This is a genomic window from Clostridium sp. 'deep sea' (genome assembly GCF_014931565.1).
Lineage (GTDB): Bacteria > Bacillota > UBA994 > PWPR01 > PWPR01.
The window spans coordinates 921,222-941,153 of record NZ_CP063353.1 but is presented as its reverse complement, the minus strand read 5'-3'; the positions used below and the strand labels follow the sequence as shown (position 1 = coordinate 941,153).

The window sequence follows — 19,932 nt, the reverse complement described above, 5'->3', positions numbered from 1 at the left end:
CGATTTATAAACCTGCAATTATCGTAATAACGATAACTAACCTTTATATTCTTGGTGTCTTCGTGGTTTTGAAAGTTATTTCATTCCTCCTTTTTTTAATGCGCTGCGCAAGCGAGCATGAATCCCGTGAGCTATACGTTTTACGGAACGAAGTGGAGTAAAATCGTTACCTTAAACTCAATAATATTAAGCGAACCCCGTAACTGCTTAGGCAGTTACCCACCCCACGAGCCTTTAGGCGAGTCCACCCCATATTCTGTTCCACAGAATATCCACCCCAAAATTGAATAAATAGCTCCATGAAGAGCTATTTGTAAACAATTTTCCTATGTCAAGTAAATATACATTGACATTTGATAATGTTTTTGAGAAGTAGTTGCTCTCTACGTTGTACGGATATTTATTTACTCCAACGTACGCCTGTACTATTTCCATAAATAAATATCCTAGCGCCTTGACAGCAACTATTCTCAAAAGCTTTCAAATTGCTGATAAATCAACAATTTAAAATGTCAAGTGAAAATACTTGACATTTGATTTTTTACTGTTAAAATATATAGTTGTGCAAGGAGGCAAATAAAAATGCTTGAACGTCTTACAGAATTGAACTTATTACTTGATTTCTATAATTCGTTGCTTACTTCAAAGCAAAAGTTTGCTCTTGAAATGCATTATTCTGAGGATTTATCTTTAGGAGAAATCGCTGAGAATCTTAATATTAGCAGGCAAGCCGTTCACGACCTTATACGGCGTGGAGAAAAATTACTTAAAGAATATGAGAATAAATTAGGCTTAGTGCAAAAATATTTAAAACGCCAAAAAATAGTTAAAGAGATAAAGCAATTAATCAGCAATAAAAATAACGAACATATATGTACTCTACTTAATCAAATTGTAGATTAGGAGGTGAAATGATGGCATTTGAAGGTCTGGCTGCAAAGTTACAAGATACATTTAAAAAATTACGCGGAAAAGGCAAACTTACTGAAAAAGATGTTAAAGAAGCTTTACGAGAAGTTAGAATGGCTTTATTACAAGCCGATGTTAACTACAAAATAGTTAAGAATTTTATTAAAAACATTCAGGAAGTTGCTGTAGGTGAAGGGGTCTTAAAGAGTATAACCCCAGGTCAGCAAGTTATTAAAATTGTACACGATGAATTAGTAAAACTACTTGGTTCTAAAGTTAGTAAATTAGAACTTAATGGACCAAAACCTCATGTCATTATGATGGCTGGTTTACAGGGTGCTGGTAAAACAACACACAGTGGAAAACTGGCTGCTCATTTACGCAAAAATGGTAGAAATCCCATGTTAGTAGCTTGTGACGTTTATCGTCCTGCTGCCATTGAGCAGCTAAGGGTTGTAGGCAAACAAATTGATATACCTGTTTTTGGTAAGGATAATGAAAAATCAGTAGTTAAAATAGCTAAAGAGGCTCGTGAATATGCCATTGAGCAGGCTCACGATATTATAATTGTAGATACCGCAGGGCGTCTGCATGTTGATGAAAACATGATGACGGAGCTGCAAGACTTAAAAAAGCTATTAAACCCCGATGAAGTATTATTGGTAGTAGATTCAATGACTGGTCAGGATGCTGTTACTGTAGCAGACACCTTTAATAAAGAGATAGGTATTACAGGTGTAATGATGACTAAGCTCGATGGAGATACCCGTGGTGGTGCGGCGTTATCTATACGTGAGGTAACAGGTTGTCCAATTAAGTTTGCTGGTATGGGGGAAAAGATGAACACCCTAGAGGTTTTTTACCCAGAACGTATGGCCTCAAGAATTTTAGGAATGGGTGATGTCTTAACCCTTATAGAAAAGGCTCAAAATTCATTTGATATTGAAGAAATGCAGAAAATGGAAGAGCGCATTAGAAAAGAACAGTTTACTTTCGATGATTTTTTAATTCAGCTCAAACAAATGAAAAATATGGGTCCACTTGATCAAATGATTGGTATGATACCAGGAATGAGCAAGGTTAAACAACTAAAGAATTTACAGGTTGACGAAAAAGATTTAAAACACATTGAGGCAATTGTAACATCAATGACTTCTGAAGAGAGAGTCAAACCTGAAATTATTAATGGCAGTAGACGTAAGCGTATAGCCAAAGGAAGCGGAACATCTGTTCCCGAAGTTAATCGCTTACTAAAACAGTTTTCCCAAACTCGCCGCATGCTTAAGCAAGTTAATCAACTTGGGCGCGGTGGGAAAAACAATAAATTTAAATTTCCATTTATGTAGGAAGGAGGTGTCGTGATGGCAACAAGAATTAGACTAAAGAGAATGGGTGCAAAGAAAGCTCCTTTTTATAGAATCGTAGTAGCTGATTCAAGAGCACCTCGCGATGGTCGTTTTATTGAAGAGATTGGTTTCTATAACCCAACACGTGAGCCTGTAGAGTTAAATGTTAAAGTTGAGAGAGCACAACATTGGTTGAGTACAGGTGCACAGCCTTCTCAAACAGTAAGAACTTTATTGAAAAACGCTGGTGTATATGGCGAGGAGGCTTAGTAATGAAAGGTATAGTAGAATTAATTGCTAAAGCTTTAGTTGATAATCCTGATGAAGTTAAAATTGAAGAAAAAAAAGACGACCGTGGTCTGTTAGTTGAACTTCGTGTTTTAGAAGAAGACATGGGGAGAGTAATTGGCAAACAGGGTCGTACAGCTAAGGCTATTAGAACAATAGTTAAAGCTGCTGGCTTAAAACAAGGTAAACATGTCTGGGTTGACATAGACATGAAAAACTAGGATTAAACATGCAACTTAATTCGATCACTGTAATTACCAATACTGCTGTTAAAGCTGTTGTTACAGATAAACTTAAAGAAGTTACCCATAAAACATTTGTTAAAAAGCTGAAAGAGCTTGAGCATCAAAAAGAGCAAGTAATGTTTCAAAAACAAATGTTTACTAAAAAGTTAGAAGCTGATCAAAATCAGTTAAATACTTATTTAGTAAAGATAAATAAAGTTGAAGCAGAGCTTAATGCAAAAATTTCTCAATATAATGAACGCATACAGCAAATATTTAAATGGGTTAATGGGCAAGAGATTTTACAATCACAAGTTCAAACTTTAGTAAATATACAAGAAGGTGAAGTTTTTAATAAAGCTGTTTCTAAAGAGATAATTATTAAAGACGGAGTAGTAGTTGAAATTCGTAGTTCTGGAGGATTAAATATTGAGTAGTAAGTATGTTAATATCGCAAAAATTACATCGACTCATGGGTTAAATGGAGACATGCGTATTTTTCCGGTAATCAGTCCGCCACAGCTCTTAAATCAATTAGACCATATGTATATAAAAGATAACAATGGTGAAATGGTTAAGATTAGTATAGAAAAAGTGAGACCTTATAAAAAGTCAATATGGCTACTTAAAATAAAAGAATGGCAAACAATTGAACAAGTAGAATTGTTTAAAGGTCATAGTCTCTTTTTACCAAAAGAAGAGTTGCCAAAACTTCCCCAAAATAGCTATTATATTGGTGACCTTTTAGGTAGCCAAGTAATTAGTGAAAATGGAGAGCCAGTTGGTGAATTAATAGATGTTCTTGAACGTGGTAGCAGTGATTTATATGTTATAAAAACAGACAGTAAAGAGCTACTTTTACCAGTTGTTAAAGAGTTTGTGCTAAGTGTTAATATCGATGATAAAATCATCACTGTAAACATCCCTGAGGGTCTTTGGGACTTGTAGGTATGAAAATTACGGTATTAACTCTTTTTCCAGAGATTATTAATGAGCCACTTAAACACAGTATTATTGCCAAGGCTTTAGATAAAGATATTTTTAAGATAGAAATTATCAATATCCGTGACTTTGCAACAGATAAACATCGTACTGCAGATGATTATCCTTATGGGGGTGGTGCTGGAATGGTTATGAAGCCAGACCCTATATTTAAAGCTTTTGATTATGTTAAAGAAAGAAATGAGTCTTTTAAAACTATTTTTATGACACCTCAAGGAAATGTTTTAACCCAAAAAAAAGTTAAAACACTGGCCACCCAAGAAAACATTGTAATTTTGTGCGGTCATTATGAGGGAGTAGATGAAAGAGTTAGACAAACACTTGTTGATGAAGAAATATCAATAGGTGATTATGTTTTAACCGGTGGAGAATTACCTGCATTGGTGTTAATAGACGCAGTAGCAAGGTACTTACCAGGGGTACTGGGTAACGCAGATAGCTTAGTTGAGGAGTCTTTCTCACAAAATAGCTTAGATTACCCTCAGTATACAAGACCTAGTGAGTATCGTGGAATGAAAGTTCCGGAGGTGCTTCTTTCTGGTCATCATCAAAATATTGCAAAGTGGCGAACAGAACAAGCTAAAATTAGAACAAAATCAAGACGTCCTGATTTATTAGGATTTAGTAACCTTTAAAAACTATAACAGAAAGGGTGAAAAAAAATGGATTTAATTCGCTCTATTGAACAGGCACAATTAAAGAAGGATATTCCTTCATTTAAACCTGGCGATACAGTAAGAGTTTTTGTAAAAGTAGTAGAGGGAAATCGTGAAAGGCTACAGGCTTTTGAAGGCATAGTTATTCAGCGCGTAGGCGGTGGAGTTCGCGAAACATTTACAGTACGTCGTGTTTCATACGGCATTGGTACTGAGCGTGTATTCCCATTACATTCTCCTCGTATTGACAGAATTGAAGTTATTAGACGCGGTCGTGTTAGAAGATCAAAATTATTCTATTTACGTGAGCGTACTGGTAAAGCAGCTAGAATTAGAGAGCTTAAGTAATTAATTAGCTTTGTTATTTAATCTTAAGCAAACACTAAAGATAGTATATAAGGAGTTCGCTCAGCATTATAGGAAATATTGAGCGGCTCCTTTAATAATTTAATAAGTCTGTAAAGTATAACAAATTAGTAAAAATCTATATTTTAACTTTGCTGAGGAAAAAGAATAGGATTAAGAAGCTTGCGATAAAAAATTATAGCTAGCTTCATTACTGCATTTTACTAATTTTATATGCTTTTTAGACTGGATAGTTTATAATCTTGAGGGTAGTATTAAATAAAGGATAGGTTAAACATATGAAAGCGAAGGCAAAGATAAAAGAATGGATTTTTATAATTGCAGTTGCAATTGTATTGTCATTTTTAGTAAGAAATTATATTTTTGAAATATTTATTGTTGAAGGAAAATCGATGGAGCCAACCTTATTAAGCAAAGAAAGAATTTTAGTTACTAAGTTTAATAAGGATATAACTGATTATAGTCGTGGAGATATTGTTGTTTTAGACTTTAAACAAGATTACGGTAAAGATATAGTAAAACGCATAATTGCCATAGAAGGAGATACTGTTGAAGTTAGGGATTCACAAGTAAGAGTTAATGGTAAAATAATACAAGAAGGCTATATAAGTGAAAATACACAGGGTAGATATGATGAAGTTACTGTTCCTAAAGGCAATGTTTTTGTTTTAGGAGATAATAGAAATCATAGCCTAGATAGTAGAGATTCACGTATAGGTTTTGTTGATTTAGCAAGAATAAAAGGTAAGGCAAGATATATAATTTGGCCTGTAACTAATTGGAGATCCTTAAAATTTAGGGGGTAAAATATGAGCGTACAATGGTATCCGGGTCATATGACCAAAGCTAAAAGACAAATACAAAAACTAATAAACAACGTTGATGCAGTACTTGAACTAAGAGATGCTCGTATACCAATATCTAGCTCAAACCCTGATATAGCAGATATTCTTGGTGGAAAGCCTAGAATTATTGTATTAAATAAAATAGATTTAGCTGACAATGAGATTAATAAAGAGTGGTTAGAGTATTTTGAAAAACAAGGTATATTATCTCTACTAATAAATTGTGGTAAAGGGCAAGTTTCTAATAAAACAAAAAATCGTATTCAGCAATATGCTAGTAAGTTTGTACGAAAAAGCAAAATTACCGGAAAACCAATGCGTGTACCAAGATTACTGGTAGTAGGTATACCTAACGTTGGTAAGTCTTCTCTTATTAATGCTTTAGCAGGTAGAAAGGCAGTAAGAATTGGAGCAAAACCGGGTTTAACTAGAGGACAGCAACTAATTAATATCAGCGGCAAATTTCAAATTTTAGATACCCCTGGCGTATTGTGGCCCAAAATAAATGATCAAGTTGCTGGCATAAAACTAGCTGCAACAGGTGCTATCAGTGATGTGGGTTTTGCACTAGACGATTTAGTGTTATATGTATATAACTTTTTACATTCTCAAGGAAAAGTAAACTTAGAGTTACAGGATTATCTACATGAGTATGCTACAAAAAGAGGTTATTTAATGAGTGGTAATAAATTAGATATTGAGAGAGCCAAAAAAAATATAACAGTGGAGTTTAAAAGCGGAAAATATGGCAGGTATTCACTAGAAACTCCCCCTACTATAAATCAAAATGAACAATAGAGAGTCTGTTAAATTAATATCTATCAAGCTTAAAGAATCTCGTAATAATAAGCAAAAACACCAAGAGCTAATAAAAATCTATAGTAAAGATGAGAGAAAAGGTGTTATGCAGTTTGTAGCTAGAGAAAATAAATACCTAGAGAAACAAACTAAGTTATATATAAGAGCAGAAAAAATGTTAGAGATAGAGAGATACTATCTAAATCAAGGATTACAGTATATTGCTGGAGTAGATGAGGCAGGTAGAGGACCATTAGCAGGTCCAGTTGTGGCAGCTGCAGTAATTCTGCCACTTGAGTACGAGCACAATTATTTACTTAATGATTCAAAAAAAATAAACGAGAGTACTCGTAATTTTTTATATAATTCTATAATATACAACGCTGTAGATGTGCAGGTTGCTTTTGTAACACCAACAGAAATAGATGAAATAAATATCTTAAATGCATCGCTATTAGCTATGGCTAATTCAGTTATAAAGCTAAAACCTAAAGCTCAATTAGTACTTGTTGATGGTCATAAAAAAATACCATCGCTTAAAACACCACAACGTGTTATAATCAAGGGCGATGCAAAGGTAAGAGCAATTGCAGCTGCATCAATTATAGCTAAAGTTTATAGAGACAAGTTAATGGATAGAATGGCTTTATTTTATCCACATTACAACTTTAAAACTCATAAAGGTTATCCAACAGAGTTGCATAGGCAAAAAATAAGTGAATTTGGACATTCTCCAATACACAGAAAGACTTTTAAGTGGAGTAAAGATGAGTTATAACATAGTTTTGGGTGCCAGAGGAGAAAAGCTAGCCTGTAAATATTTAAAACATAAAGGCTATAAAATTATTGAAACTAATTTTCGATGTAAATTAGGTGAAATAGATATTATTGCAGAGCATAGAGATACTTTAGTTTTTGTAGAGGTAAAAACTCGTACTGGGGACAAGTATGGATTGCCTCAAGAAGCAATTACAAATCACAAAAAGCTAAAAATAAAAAGAACCGCACAATTCTATATGGCTTCTAAACATATAGATATGCAACTTTTTTTATTTAGGTTTGATTGCATTGCCTTAGTCTTAAAAAAAGGCAGTAATCGACCTGAGTATTTCCGCCATATAAAAAATATATATTTATAGGAGGTAAAACGGTGTCATCAGTAACTTTTAAGGGGGGTATACATCCTCCAGAATTCAAGGAGTTTACAGAACATCTTGAAATAAAGGACATGCCATTGCCAAACACAGTGTTTATTCCTTTATCTCAACATATTGGTGCTCCTGCTAAACCTTTAGTAAAAGTTGGGGATCATGTTTTAACTGGGCAAAAAATAGGTGAGTTGGGTGGTTTTGTATCATCTTCAGTTCACGCTTCTCTATCAGGTAAGGTTAAAAAGATATCTGAGAGAGATGTAGTAAATGGCAACACTGCTGTCTGTATCGAAATTGAAAGTGATGGAGAAGACCAGTGGATTGACAGTAGTAAACTTAACAGAAATTTGGAGGACCTAACATCAGCAGAAATTATTGATGTAATTAAAGAAGCTGGTATTGTAGGTTTAGGTGGTGCTGGATTTCCTAGTTATGTAAAATTACTTCCTCCAGATGATGTTAAGATTGATTCTGTTATTTTAAATGGAGCAGAATGTGAACCTTTTTTAACCTGCGATCATCGTTTAATGGTTGAAGAGAGTCAAAAAGTTGTAGATGGTTTAAGAGCATTAATGAAAGCTGTTAATGTTGAAAATGGCTATATTGCTATTGAAGAGAATAAGCCTGATGCCATAAAAGAAATGACAAAAGTTTGTGAAAAATACACTAATATTAAAGTGGTTACTTTAGTAACCAAGTACCCACAAGGTGGCGAAAAACAAATTATTACTGCTGTATTAGGTAGAAAAGTTCCATCTGGAAAACTGCCTATGCATATTGGCGTTATTGTAAATAATATTCATACAGCTGTTGCAGTTGATGAAGCAGTAAAAACAGGAAAACCTATAATAGATAGGGTAATGACAGTTAGTGGTAAAGGTGCAAATAAACCTGCGAATTTAAGGGTAAGAATTGGCACTTTAATGACTGAGGTTATTGAGTTTACCGGTGGCTTATCTGAAGACACAGGTAAAATTGTAGCCAGTGCTCCAATGACTGGTTTTGCTCAATATCATTTAGATTTTCCAACAGAAAAACGCGTTAGTGGTTTGGTTGCTTTTTTAGAGTCAGAGGTAGATTTATTACCCGAGAGCCCTTGTATTCGTTGTGGTCGCTGTGTTGATGTTTGTCCTATTAATTTAGAGCCAACTAGGCTAGATAGATTATCTAGACTGAAGAAATATGATGAGGCAGCGAAAAACAATGTACTAGACTGTATTTCATGCAGTGCATGTACCTATATATGCCCATCAAGAAGGCACTTAGTTCAATCGATTAACTTAGCAAAAAATGAAGTTAGAGCAAACATGCGTAAGTAGGGAGGCAGTTTAGAATGAAATTAGTAGTAACACATAGTCCACATATTAAAACATCTGAAACTACTAAACGGATTATGACAGATGTATTAATAGCCTTAATTCCTGTTACTGTCTCTGCTGTTTTTAACTTTGGTGTAAGGGCAATTTTGCTAATGCTTGTTTCGGTTTTAACAGCAATGGTAACAGAGAGTTTATTGCGAAACTACAAAAAGGGTATAGGATATGCCTTAAACCCTATTAACTTATATAGTGATGGTAGTGCTGCTGTGACTGGATTAATTTTTGCGCATATCTTAACCCCATTGTTACCTTTATGGATGGCTGCCATAGGAACATTTTTAGCTATTTTTATTGGTAAATATGTGTTTGGTGGTTTGGGTCAAAATTGCTTTAATCCAGCACTAGTAGGAAGAGCTGCCTTGTTAATGGCGTTTCCAGCTTTTATGTCAAAAGAATGGATTTTACCTGTAGATAAAGTTGTAGGGGCTACCCCACTAGTAACAGGTGAAGGCGATTATTTAATGTTGTTTTTAGGTAGAGTTGGGGGCTGTATTGGAGAGACATCAGTAATAGCTATATTACTTGGTGGACTATATCTATTATACCGTGGTCATATAACATGGCATACTCCAGTGGCTTTTTTAGGAAGTACAGCTATACTCTCATATATATTTGGTGTTGATCCGTTATTCGCTGTTTTAGCGGGTGGCGTAGCTTATGGAGCTATTTTTATGGCTACAGACATGGTTACTACACCAATGACTCGCAGGGGGCAATTTATATTTGGGTTAGGCTGTGGCTTAGTTACAGTTGTAATAAGAATATTTGGTGGTCTGCCAGAAGGTGTAATGTATTCAATTTTAATTATGAATGCTTTTACACCATTAATTGATAAAATTGTAAAACCTCGTTTGTTTGGGGGTGGCGTTAATGCCTAAGTCACTAAAGTTAATAGTAGTTCTAACAACTATTTGTGTTATTTCAGCTGCATCATTATCTTATGTTTATAATAATATTGCAGGACCAATAATTGATGAAAGAGCGAAAGAAGCTGCCCTTAAAATACTAAATGAAAATTTAGCTGGTGCAGATGACTACAAGTTTATTAAAGATGAAAGCACTGGAAAAACAAAATACTATGCTGCTGTTAAAAATGGCAAAGCCTTCGGTTATGCTATTCCTACAAGTGGCGCAGGATTTGCAGATGCCATTAAGCTTATGGTAGTTACAGATGGTGCTGGAGTTATCTCTAAAGTGATAGTTTTAGGTCATGTTGAAACCCCTGGTTACGGTGATAAAATAGATACTCAACCGGAGTTTTTACAGCAATTTGTGAACATGAGTTTAGCTAAAGATGAATTTGTTATAAACAAAACTATTGATAAAATTGCTGGTGCAACATATACCTCTAAAGGAGCAGTTAAAGGTGTAGAAAAAGCATCTATATTCTATAAAGACAATATAGCGAATGGAGGGAATAAATAATGAAGTCGTTTATTGAAGATCTTCGTTTCGGTATTTTTGCAGGTAACCCTGTTTTCGTGATGCTTTTAGGTATGTGCCCTACTTTAGGTGTAACAACAAAGGCTGTTAATGCTATAGGTATGGGGTTAGCTACCACATTTGTGTTACTTGGTTCTAACTTAGTAGTTTCGTTACTGCGTAAAGTTATTCCTGGTGAAATTAGAATACCGGCATTTATAGTAATTATTGCTACATTCGTAACCTTGGTAGATTTACTAATGTTATCTTATTTACCAGATTTACATGCTGTTTTAGGTATCTTTATTCCCCTAATTGTAGTTAACTGTTTAATTTTACAAAGAGCTGAGGCTTTGGCTTCTAAAAACTCTCCTGGCAAGGCGCTTACAGATGCCTTTGGTATGGGTATTGGATTTACAATTGCTTTAACTCTATTAGCTTGTATAAGAGAGTTTTTAGGTAGTGGAACACTATTTAATATGGTAATAATTAAAAACTATATTCCGTTTAGCATAATGAAAGAATCAACTGGCGGTTTTATTACACTGGGTTTATTACTAGCTTTATTCAGATATTTGAGTATGCGTAAGCAAGGAGGGAAAAAAGCATGATAAAATCAATTTTAATTATAGTTGCAAGTGCTGCAATCGTTAATAACTTTGTCTTTAAACAGGTGCTTGGTATTTGTCCTTTCTTAGGTATTTCTGATAAAGTTGAAACCTCATTAGGAATGGGTGCCGCTGTAACCTTTGTAATGGCTATGGCATCTGCTGTAACATGGGCTTTGCAAAAGTTTGTGTTAAATAGATTTGGTTTGCAATATTTACAAACAATTATGTTTATATTAGTTATTGCAACTTTGGTACAGTTAGTTGAAATGTTTATTAAAAAGAGTAGCCCAACATTGTATCAAGCATTGGGTGTATTTTTGCCATTAATTACAACAAACTGTGCTGTATTAGGTGTTGCTTTAATAAATATTAAAAGTGAATACACTTTGATAGAGTCAGTATTTAACGGTGTTGGAGCCGCTCTAGGATTTACTTTAGCTATTGTATTATTAGCTGGTATAAGAGAGCGCCTCGATGAAAGTGATGTTTCACCTGTATACAAGGGCTTGCCTATCGCCTTAGTAGTAGCTGGTATTTTAGCTATGGCCTTTAGCGGTTTTCAAGGCGTATTATAGAAAGGTGAGGTGTTAGATATGACTGAAGCTATAATTGGATTAGGTGCATTAGGAGTATTGTTTGGTGCCTTGCTTGCTTATGCCTCTAAGGTACTTGCTATTGAAGTAGATGAAAGAGAAGAGGCTATTTTAAACATACTACCAGGAGCAAACTGTGGTGGTTGTGGTTATCCTGGTTGTGGAGGATACGCTGCAGCTGTTGCTAAAGGCGAAGCTGGAGTAGACTCTTGTCCAGTAGGTGGTATGGGCTTAGCTAACCAAATTGGCGTTATTATGGGTCTAGAAGCTGAAAGCGGAGTTAAAAGAATTGCTGTTGTTAAGTGTAGAGGTGATAAAAATATTGCCCCAGCACGTTTTAGATATGAAGGCATAAAAACTTGTCAGGCCGCTAATGATGTAGGAAATGGATTTAAAGGTTGTACCTATGGTTGTTTGGGGCTTGGTGATTGTATGGCAGCTTGTCCATTTGATGCAATTGAAATGGGAGAAAATAATCTTCCAATTATTAATGCAGAAAAATGCGTTAGCTGTGGTAAATGTGTAATTGCTTGTCCGCGTAATATAATAGAACTTATACCCGAAGATAAAAAAGTTCATGTATTATGTAATTCCTATGCAAAGGGTGCTACAGTTCGTAAGGTTTGTCAAGAGGGATGTATTGCATGCCGAATATGTATGAAAAATTGTCCTGTAGATGCCATTGTTATAGAAAACAATATTGCAGTTATTGATTACGATAAATGTATAAACTGTGGTATTTGTGCTAGCAAATGTCCAATGAATACAATAGAGAATACTAAAAAGAAAAAGCCAAAAGCTGAGATTAAGACTGAGGCAAAGGCCCAATAAATAAAATTAGCTGTCGCACAAAAGTGCGACAGCTTTTTAATAAATTAAAAAATCGCAATTAATAAATTATAATAAAACCTTAACGTGATTACGAACCTTGTGTTCGACTGCAATAATATCTTAAATAATCTTAAAAAAAAGAGAATACCAGCATCGCCTCTGCTATTGGGATCTTTATAAAGTCACTCAAATCTACAACAACAGTTGCATACATAAAAGCAGTATGAGGTTACACCATTTCATCAAAGTATTCTTACGTAGGGACGAACCTCATGTTCGCCAGGCTTCACCTACAAAGTAATATTGAGATGAACACATAAAGTATATTTAACTAAAATTAAAACATAATTAAATGTAAATAAATGACATTTAAATACATAATTAAACTTTAAATACAAAATTATTGACAAATTACAAAAATAATAGTACAATAATATATAATCAGCTAATAATAAAGTTATATATTGATTATATGTTCATTATAAACACAAAGTAATTTTACCTTAAATAATTAGTTATAATATCTAATAATTAATTGACCTACATACAATATCTTCATTCTTTAAACCTAATATTTTATCTCACTCAAAAAGCATTTCAGCAGTTGTTTAGAGCTAACTTTAATAAAACAATGAATATATTATATTTATTGCTTATATACATATTTACTATTAATAGGCAACTAAATTGTAAAATAATGTAAAATATATAAAAAATAAACTTTAAATACAAAAAATTATTGACAAGCCAATTTATAAAATGTAAAATAAAGTTAAATAAACATATCACTACAACATATTTTATATATTTTTATAATAGTAAAAATAAGTTATTAATCTCTTCAGTAAAAACAATCAAAAATTACTTCTGAACTCTCACATTAATAAGCTCATACACACAAAAACAACTTAACAATCTCCTATAGATATGGTACGAATTTAAACGTTATTTACAGTTATAGAGGTTTAACTGTTAATAAAAAAGACTTTGGAGGTGATTCCAATGTACAAGTACCCAGAGTAGCTATCAACCTGATGTATAAAATTTAGGAGGTTAAAAGATGAAAAAACAATTATTAAATAAGAGATTGTTGTTTGTTGTTTTAAGTGTTGCATTAATAACAATGTTGTCGTTAACAGCTTTTGCAAATGTGGATAAAGTTAAAAAAGCTCAATCTATGGTTTCACAAGCTGAGTTACCAAAAATGTATGATACTAATGGGGACAAAGTGTTTGAAAACCTACAAGTTCAAATGGATCTAGCTAAAGAAGGAGTTAAAATTCCTGTAATGGTTATGTTCAACAAACAGGTTAATACTAAGTCAGAATTAAATACGTTTATGCAAGGCTATGAAGTAAAATATCAGTTTCAAAATATTCCAGCAGCTGTAATGGAATTAACTAAAACTGAAATTGAAGTACTAGCTAAAATGGATTTTATTTCTCACATAGAATATGATCAGCCTGTACATATTTGTATGGAAACAGCTAACCAATGGTATGGTGCTACCAAGGCTCGTACAGACTTTGGTGTTAATGGTGATAAAGATGGTAATCTTACATCATACACTAAAAATGACGTAGTTATCGCAATTATAGATACTGGTATAGACGGTACCCATGTAGACCTAGATGGCGGAAAGATTATTGGTTGGAAAGACTATGTAAATAATCAAACAACTCCATACGATGACCATTATCATGGAACACATGTAGCTGGTATAGCTGCAGGTTCAGGTGATGGAAATTCTCAATACGTAGGTGTAGCTAAAGGTGCTGCTTTAGTTGGATTAAAGGTTCTTGATAGTAATGGATCTGGTTCAATGAGTAATGTTGCAGCTTCTGTAGACTGGTGTGTTACTAACAAAAGTACATACGGAATTGATGTAATTAATATGAGTCTAGGAACAAGTGGTAGTTCTGATGGAACTGATATAACATCTGTGGCTTGTAATAACGCTGTAGATGCAGGAATTTCAGTAGTAGTAGCAGCTGGAAACTCTGGTCCTAATAAAAAAACAATTGGATCACCAGGTGCAGCTGCAAAGGTTATTACAGTTGCTAGTATGTATGATGTAGGTGAAAATGGTTATGTATTAGCTAAATATTCTAGTAGAGGTCCTACAGCAGATGAAAGAATGAAGCCTGATATTGCTGCTCCAGGTACCAATATTACTGCTGCTAATGCTAATACAACTAATGGTTACAGAACTATATCTGGAACAAGTATGGCGTCTCCATTTACAGCTGGTACTGTAGCACTTATGTTGGATGCTAATCCATCATTAACCCCAGCTCAAGTAAAAACTACTCTTGCTAACACTGCCCTTGATTGGGGTACCACTGGTCAAGACGTTGATTTTGGTCATGGCAGACTAGATGCTTATGAAGCAATTAAAGATGCTGGTAACTATACAGGAACAAATATTGTTGTACCTAATCACTTTGTGAAACATGAGGATTTAGCTGCTACTGGCAAAACAGATGTTTGGAGCTTTAATGTTACTAATACTAGTTATCCTATAGCTATTTCTATGATAACTAAAAACTTTACTAGTAGTATTGACTTCGATATCAATCTAATAGATCCAAGTGGTACTAGAGTTACATATTCTTGGTACGGTGGACGCCAAGAAACAATTAGATTCGCACCAACTGTAACTGGTACATACAAATTAGAGGTAGATTCTTATAGAGGTTCAGGATCTTATTTCTTTGATATAAGTGCTGGTACTTCAAGTGTTACATTAACTCAAGACGAGTAATTTATTGGTAAAAAAAAGGAATAACAAAGTTATTCCAAATTAGCTGTTTTTATTAATGTATGTATAAAACTAAGCAATATACATTATAAAACAAAATCCCCTATATGTTAAGAGTCATTTTTATTGATTTTTATTTTTTTCAATATTAATGACGAACAACAAAACATAATATTTAGTGCATATGTGCTAAATATTATGTTTTTTTAAATATTATTTAATTACATGTATCAATAAGTTGTCAGAGGTACCCTACTTGTTATAAAATTATAAAAACTATAAACAATAACTTACCTATTTTGCAAAGGGGCTAAAATATGAAAAAAACCTATTTAATTGTTATTTTGCTTTTTATTTTATGCGGCTGTAGTATTGGTAAGCCCCAAACTCAAAATAAACAATTTTTTGCTATGAATACTATAATTGATGTAACTGTGTTCACTAAAGATAAACACGTACTAAATGATATTCAACAAAAAATTATTGAAATTGAGAAACTGATGAGTGTTAATATTACTACTAGTGACGTTAACAAGATTAATAGCAATGCTGGTATTAAACCTATAGTAGTTAATGAGTTAACTTATGAAGTAATAAAAACAGCTCTTAAATATCAAGAACTATCAAATAACTCGTTCCAAATAACCATTTATCCATTGGTGAAGTTATGGAATATCAGTTCAGATACAGAAACCATACCTACACAAGATCAAATAGCTGAAGTTAGGCAATACAGTAATACCAAGTATTTACAAATAAACGATGAGCAAAAAACTATTTATTTAACAAATAAAAATGCTGGTATAGACTTAGGAGCAATTGCTAAAGGATATGCCGCAGATAAAATTATAGATATCCTTAATGATAAGGGCATTGAACATGCTTTAATTAGCCTAGGAGGGGGAATTCAAGCTATAGGCGGCAAACAAAACAATGAGCCTTGGGTTTTAGGTCTTGAAAATCCTATTGAGGCAGATAAAGGCTATTTTGCAACCTGTGAGATTTATAGTGGTGCCTTAGTGACCTCGGGTGACTATCAGAGATTTAAAGTAGTTGATGGTGTAAAATATCATCATATTATAGACAGTGAAACAGGTTATCCAGTAAATAACAAATTGGCATCAGTTAGTATTTTTGCAAATAGCTCTATAAATGCCGATGCTATATCTACCGCCACATATGCTTTAGGCCTTAAAGAAGGCTATAGTTTTATAAATAAATTAGAGAATGTTGAGGCAATGTTTGTTACCCATGATAAACAGGTATATATTACAGAAGGTTTAAAAGATAAAATTAATATAGTTGATAAGGGGTTTATTATTAATGAAATTAGGTGACAAAGTTCTTATCGGTATAATAATATTAGCTATATTTAGTTACTTTATTTATAACTATTTTGCTAATACTACCAGTGATGAATTAATTATTATAATTAAGCAAAATGGTGAGGTAATTAAACAATTTAAAATAACAGACACTATGGAGTATCAGGAAACATTTAAGTGGCAAGGGCATAGCAATACCATAAAAATAAAAAATAATACGGTCAGAATAATAGCTGCTGATTGCAAAGACAAACTCTGTATTAATCAAGGTGAAATTAGTAGACAAGGAGAGAGTATTGTTTGTTTGCCAAATAGGTTTGTTGTAGAGATTAAGTCAGCTAAAGATTTAGGAGTAGATTATATTATAAAATGAGGTTAAGTTTATGGGTAAAACCAAAAAAATATCTTTAATAGCAGTATATTTAGCGTTAGCAATTGCTTTAGGTTTTATAGAAAGGTTAATTACTTTACCAACCACAATACCAGGTGTTAAGCTAGGTTTGTCTAATATAATTACAATAATATCAATTTTTACTCTTCCATTTTTACAAGTTATATTTTTGGTTGTTTTAAGAGTACTAATTACAAGCTTTTTATTTACAGGATTTAGTGCTATTTGGTTTAGTTTAGCAGGTGCTTTAACAAGCATGCTAATCATGATAATTTTAATATTTTTGGCAAATAAGATTTTTAGCTTAGCATCAATAAGTGTAATTGGAGCTATTAGTCACAATATTGGGCAGCTTATGGTGGCTTCAATTGTAGTTAATACAACTGGTATTTTTTATTACTTACCAGTACTTTTAGTTTCAGCTATTGTAACAGGATATCTTGTAGGGATAACCTCTAAGAGGGTCTTAATATTCCTATTAAAAAGAGGGTATATAAGGTATATAAGCGAATTAAAAGCATTAATGTAGAATCGACAAATATATGGAGTGTGAGGAATGACCAAGCAAAATAGTAGAAACAAAACAATAACACTTGAAGAGAAAGAGATTAAAAAGTTAAAAAAGAACCTTTTGTACTTAAAAAGAAAAAGAGATTTGACCAAAATTACTAATAAAATAATTAATCAAGATTTACTACAAGCTAGCAAATATTTACCCAAGAAAAGCGTAGACTTAATGGTGTTGGATCCGCCATATAACCTAACTAAAAAGTTTAACTCAAGTGTTTTTCATTCTAGGTCATACAGTGAGTATCAGCAGGTCTTTGAAAATTGGTTAAAAACATTAATGCCTTTATTAAAAGATACAGCTTCAGTATACATATGTAGTGAGTGGAATACCTCAATACCAATATTCGAAATAGCAAATAAATACTTAAAAATTCAAAATAGAATAGTTTGGCAACGTGAAAAGGGTAGAGGAGCAAAACGTAATTGGAAAAACAATAGTGAAGATATTTGGTTTTGTACTGTATCCGATGACTACTATTTTGATGTGGATGCTGTAAAGGTGCGTAAAAAAGTTATAGCACCATATCGTAATAATGAGGGTAAACCAAAAGATTGGAAACAAGAAGGTAGTGACCGTTACCGAATGACCTTCCCATCAAATATTTGGACTGACTTAACGGTTCCTTTTTGGTCTATGAAAGAAAATACGCCTCACCCAACCCAAAAACCCGAAAAGATGTTAGCTAAAATTATCCTTGCGAGTAGCAAAGAGGGCGATATAGTGTTAGACCCGTTTTTAGGTTCAGGCACAACAGCTGTAGTTGCAAAAAAATTAAATAGGAATTACATAGGCATAGAATTAGATGAGTACTTTTCATGTTTAGCTCTTGAGCGACTAAATAGAGCAGATAAAGATAAAAGAATACAAGGTTATACAGATGGCCAATTTTGGGAGAGAAATACCTTTGCTTACCAAAAGTAAGTATATAGGAGGAAGAGAATGTTAGCTATAGTAAATGGATGTACGGTTTTGGGTATTGATGGCTTTACAGTAAAAGTAGAGGTAGATGTAGCGAATGGACTACCCGGTTTTGATATAGTTGGACTACCTGATACCGCTGTAAAAGAGGCCCGAGAAAGAGTAAAATCTGCCATAAAAAACTCTGGATTTAATTTTCCAGATAATAAAATAACAGTAAATTTAGCACCTGCAGATATTAAAAAAGAAGGACCATTATTTGATTTGCCCATTGCCATAGGGATACTGGTTGCAACCTCCCAATGTCCTTTAGAAGGTTTAAAACAAAGTATGATAATAGGTGAGTTATCTTTAAATGGAGAAGTGCGAGCTATTAAAGGAATGTTATCTGCGGCAATAGCCTCACATAAACAAAAGTTTAAATACCTTTATGCTCCCATAAAGTCAGCTCCAGAGGCTGCTTTAATTCGAGATTTAAAAGTTTATCCAGTTGAAAATTTACGACATTTAGTGGAATTTTTACATAACAAAGTAGTAATTGAGCCTGTAATTCCTAACGAAAATATGGAACAAAGCAATTTAGCGGGGGTAGATTTTAGTAATATTCAGGGGCAAAAACATGTTAAAAGAGCCCTTGAAATTGCTGCTGCTGGGGGGCATAATATTTTAATGATAGGTCCGCCTGGTTCAGGTAAAACATTGCTAGCCAGATCCATGCCAGGAATATTGCCCCAAATGAGCTTTGATGAAGCCCTAGAAGTAACCAGAATACATAGTGTAACTGAGTATAGTAGCCTCGATAATGGCCTAGTACGAACTAGACCTTTTAGAGCACCGCATCATTCTATCTCTTTTGCTGGATTAATAGGGGGAGGCCATGTTCCTAGACCCGGTGAGGTAAGTATGGCTCACCACGGGGTGTTATTTTTAGACGAACTACCAGAGTTCTCTAGGCATACCCTAGAGCATTTAAGGCAACCCCTAGAAGACGGTTTTGTTACAATAAGTAGAGCTCGGTACTCTTGTATTTTTCCGGCTCAATTTATGTTAGTTGCATCTATGAACCCTTGTCCATGTGGTTATTATGGAGACAATGAAAAAGAGTGTACTTGTAGTGCCTCCCAAATAAGAAAGTATTTACAGAAGCTTTCGGGTCCATTGCTTGATAGAATAGATATACATATTAATGTTCCTAGGGTTACTTATCAACAGCTCACAGCCAAAGCAAAATCCGAAAATAGCTCTACAATAAGAGAGCGAGTAGAAGCGGCAAGGGCTATTCAATTAAAGCGGTTTAATAGCAAAAAAATATACTGTAATAGTGCCATGAATAGAACATTAGTAAAGAATCACTGTAAACTGAGTAATTTAGCTCAGACCCTATTACAACAGGCATTTGAAAAACTAAAGTTTAGTGCAAGAGCCTATGATAGAATCCTTAAGGTTGCTAGAACAATTGCCGACTTAGATAACTCAGATCAAATTACAGAGAAGCATATAGGTGAGGCTATTCAGTATCGTCAGGGAGTACTTTAAGATATTTCT

Annotated in this window: 24 protein-coding genes; all 24 read left to right on the top strand. The window is 33.7% G+C overall.

Annotation, left to right across the window (positions count from 1 at the left end; all coding sequences use genetic code 11):
- Positions 1–582 precede the first annotated feature (582 nt).
- The 24 genes from IMX26_RS04470 (at position 583) to IMX26_RS04355 (ending at position 19,923) form a co-directional block, all read left to right on the top strand.
- Complete coding sequence (locus IMX26_RS04470) at positions 583–903, top strand: putative DNA-binding protein (RefSeq protein WP_195160483.1); 321 nt, start codon at positions 583–585, stop codon at positions 901–903.
- A gap of 11 nt (positions 904–914) precedes the next feature.
- Positions 915–2,255 carry a signal recognition particle protein gene (ffh, locus tag IMX26_RS04465; protein ID WP_195161343.1) on the top strand — a complete coding sequence of 447 codons (1,341 nt, stop codon included), beginning with the start codon at positions 915–917 and terminating at the stop codon, positions 2,253–2,255.
- 15 nt (positions 2,256–2,270) lie between these two features.
- A complete protein-coding gene (gene rpsP, locus IMX26_RS04460) occupies positions 2,271–2,525 on the top strand; it encodes a 30S ribosomal protein S16 (RefSeq protein ID WP_195160482.1) in 255 nt (84 codons plus the stop codon).
- A gap of 2 nt (positions 2,526–2,527) precedes the next feature.
- Positions 2,528–2,764, top strand: coding sequence for a KH domain-containing protein (locus tag IMX26_RS04455; protein ID WP_195160481.1), 237 nt, complete (start codon positions 2,528–2,530; stop codon positions 2,762–2,764).
- Between the two features lie 8 nt (positions 2,765–2,772).
- A complete protein-coding gene (locus IMX26_RS04450; RefSeq protein WP_195160480.1) occupies positions 2,773–3,204 on the top strand; it encodes a YlqD family protein in 432 nt (143 codons plus the stop codon).
- Positions 3,197–3,715 (top strand): ribosome maturation factor RimM, encoded by a 519-nt coding sequence (gene rimM, locus IMX26_RS04445; RefSeq protein ID WP_195160479.1) that lies wholly within the window; start codon positions 3,197–3,199, stop codon positions 3,713–3,715. Before IMX26_RS04450 ends, rimM begins: the two co-directional genes overlap by 8 nt.
- Positions 3,716–3,717: 2 nt before the next feature.
- A complete protein-coding gene (trmD, locus tag IMX26_RS04440) occupies positions 3,718–4,404 on the top strand; it encodes a tRNA (guanosine(37)-N1)-methyltransferase TrmD (protein ID WP_195160478.1) in 687 nt (228 codons plus the stop codon).
- A 27-nt stretch (positions 4,405–4,431) separates the two neighbouring features.
- On the top strand, positions 4,432–4,773 hold the full coding sequence (gene rplS, locus IMX26_RS04435) for a 50S ribosomal protein L19 (RefSeq protein WP_195160477.1): 342 nt from the start codon (positions 4,432–4,434) through the stop codon (positions 4,771–4,773).
- Positions 4,774–5,069: 296 nt separating this feature from the next.
- Positions 5,070–5,597, top strand: a complete 528-nt coding sequence (lepB, locus tag IMX26_RS04430; RefSeq protein ID WP_195160476.1) for a signal peptidase I — start codon at positions 5,070–5,072, stop codon at positions 5,595–5,597.
- 3 nt (positions 5,598–5,600) lie between these two features.
- Positions 5,601–6,434 carry a ribosome biogenesis GTPase YlqF gene (gene ylqF / locus IMX26_RS04425; protein ID WP_195160475.1) on the top strand — a complete coding sequence of 278 codons (834 nt, stop codon included), beginning with the start codon at positions 5,601–5,603 and terminating at the stop codon, positions 6,432–6,434.
- Complete coding sequence (locus IMX26_RS04420) at positions 6,424–7,212, top strand: ribonuclease HII (protein WP_195160474.1); 789 nt, start codon at positions 6,424–6,426, stop codon at positions 7,210–7,212. Before ylqF ends, IMX26_RS04420 begins: the two co-directional genes overlap by 11 nt.
- A complete protein-coding gene (locus IMX26_RS04415; RefSeq protein WP_195160473.1) occupies positions 7,202–7,573 on the top strand; it encodes a YraN family protein in 372 nt (123 codons plus the stop codon). The genes IMX26_RS04420 and IMX26_RS04415 overlap by 11 nt, the downstream gene beginning before the upstream one ends.
- 11 nt (positions 7,574–7,584) lie before the next feature.
- Positions 7,585–8,904, top strand: a complete 1,320-nt coding sequence (rsxC, locus tag IMX26_RS04410; RefSeq protein WP_195160472.1) for an electron transport complex subunit RsxC — start codon at positions 7,585–7,587, stop codon at positions 8,902–8,904.
- 14 nt (positions 8,905–8,918) lie between these two features.
- Positions 8,919–9,842 carry an RnfABCDGE type electron transport complex subunit D gene (locus IMX26_RS04405; RefSeq protein ID WP_195160471.1) on the top strand — a complete coding sequence of 308 codons (924 nt, stop codon included), beginning with the start codon at positions 8,919–8,921 and terminating at the stop codon, positions 9,840–9,842.
- The gene (locus IMX26_RS04400) at positions 9,835–10,389 is read left to right on the top strand and encodes an FMN-binding protein (RefSeq protein ID WP_195160470.1); all 555 of its coding nucleotides are present in this window, start codon (positions 9,835–9,837) and stop codon (positions 10,387–10,389) included. Before IMX26_RS04405 ends, IMX26_RS04400 begins: the two co-directional genes overlap by 8 nt.
- On the top strand, positions 10,389–10,997 hold the full coding sequence (locus IMX26_RS04395; protein WP_195160469.1) for an electron transport complex subunit E: 609 nt from the start codon (positions 10,389–10,391) through the stop codon (positions 10,995–10,997). The genes IMX26_RS04400 and IMX26_RS04395 overlap by 1 nt, the downstream gene beginning before the upstream one ends.
- Complete coding sequence (locus tag IMX26_RS04390; RefSeq protein WP_279324892.1) at positions 10,997–11,572, top strand: electron transport complex protein RnfA; 576 nt, start codon at positions 10,997–10,999, stop codon at positions 11,570–11,572. The genes IMX26_RS04395 and IMX26_RS04390 overlap by 1 nt, the downstream gene beginning before the upstream one ends.
- Positions 11,573–11,590: 18 nt before the next feature.
- Positions 11,591–12,421 (top strand): RnfABCDGE type electron transport complex subunit B, encoded by an 831-nt coding sequence (locus tag IMX26_RS04385; RefSeq protein WP_195160467.1) that lies wholly within the window; start codon positions 11,591–11,593, stop codon positions 12,419–12,421.
- Positions 12,422–13,481: 1,060 nt separating this feature from the next.
- On the top strand, positions 13,482–15,185 hold the full coding sequence (locus tag IMX26_RS04380; RefSeq protein ID WP_195160466.1) for a S8 family serine peptidase: 1,704 nt from the start codon (positions 13,482–13,484) through the stop codon (positions 15,183–15,185).
- Positions 15,186–15,499: 314 nt separating this feature from the next.
- Positions 15,500–16,519: an FAD:protein FMN transferase gene (locus IMX26_RS04375; protein WP_195160465.1), complete on the top strand. Its 1,020-nt coding sequence runs from the start codon at positions 15,500–15,502 to the stop codon at positions 16,517–16,519.
- Positions 16,506–16,880, top strand: coding sequence for a NusG domain II-containing protein (locus IMX26_RS04370; RefSeq protein WP_195160464.1), 375 nt, complete (start codon positions 16,506–16,508; stop codon positions 16,878–16,880). Before IMX26_RS04375 ends, IMX26_RS04370 begins: the two co-directional genes overlap by 14 nt.
- A gap of 10 nt (positions 16,881–16,890) precedes the next feature.
- Entirely contained in the window at positions 16,891–17,427 is a 537-nt protein-coding gene (locus tag IMX26_RS04365) for a Gx transporter family protein (RefSeq protein ID WP_195160463.1), read from the top strand.
- 27 nt (positions 17,428–17,454) lie between these two features.
- On the top strand, positions 17,455–18,390 hold the full coding sequence (locus IMX26_RS04360) for a site-specific DNA-methyltransferase (RefSeq protein WP_195160462.1): 936 nt from the start codon (positions 17,455–17,457) through the stop codon (positions 18,388–18,390).
- An 18-nt stretch (positions 18,391–18,408) separates the two neighbouring features.
- Positions 18,409–19,923: a YifB family Mg chelatase-like AAA ATPase gene (locus IMX26_RS04355; RefSeq protein ID WP_195160461.1), complete on the top strand. Its 1,515-nt coding sequence runs from the start codon at positions 18,409–18,411 to the stop codon at positions 19,921–19,923.
- Positions 19,924–19,932 lie beyond the last annotated feature (9 nt).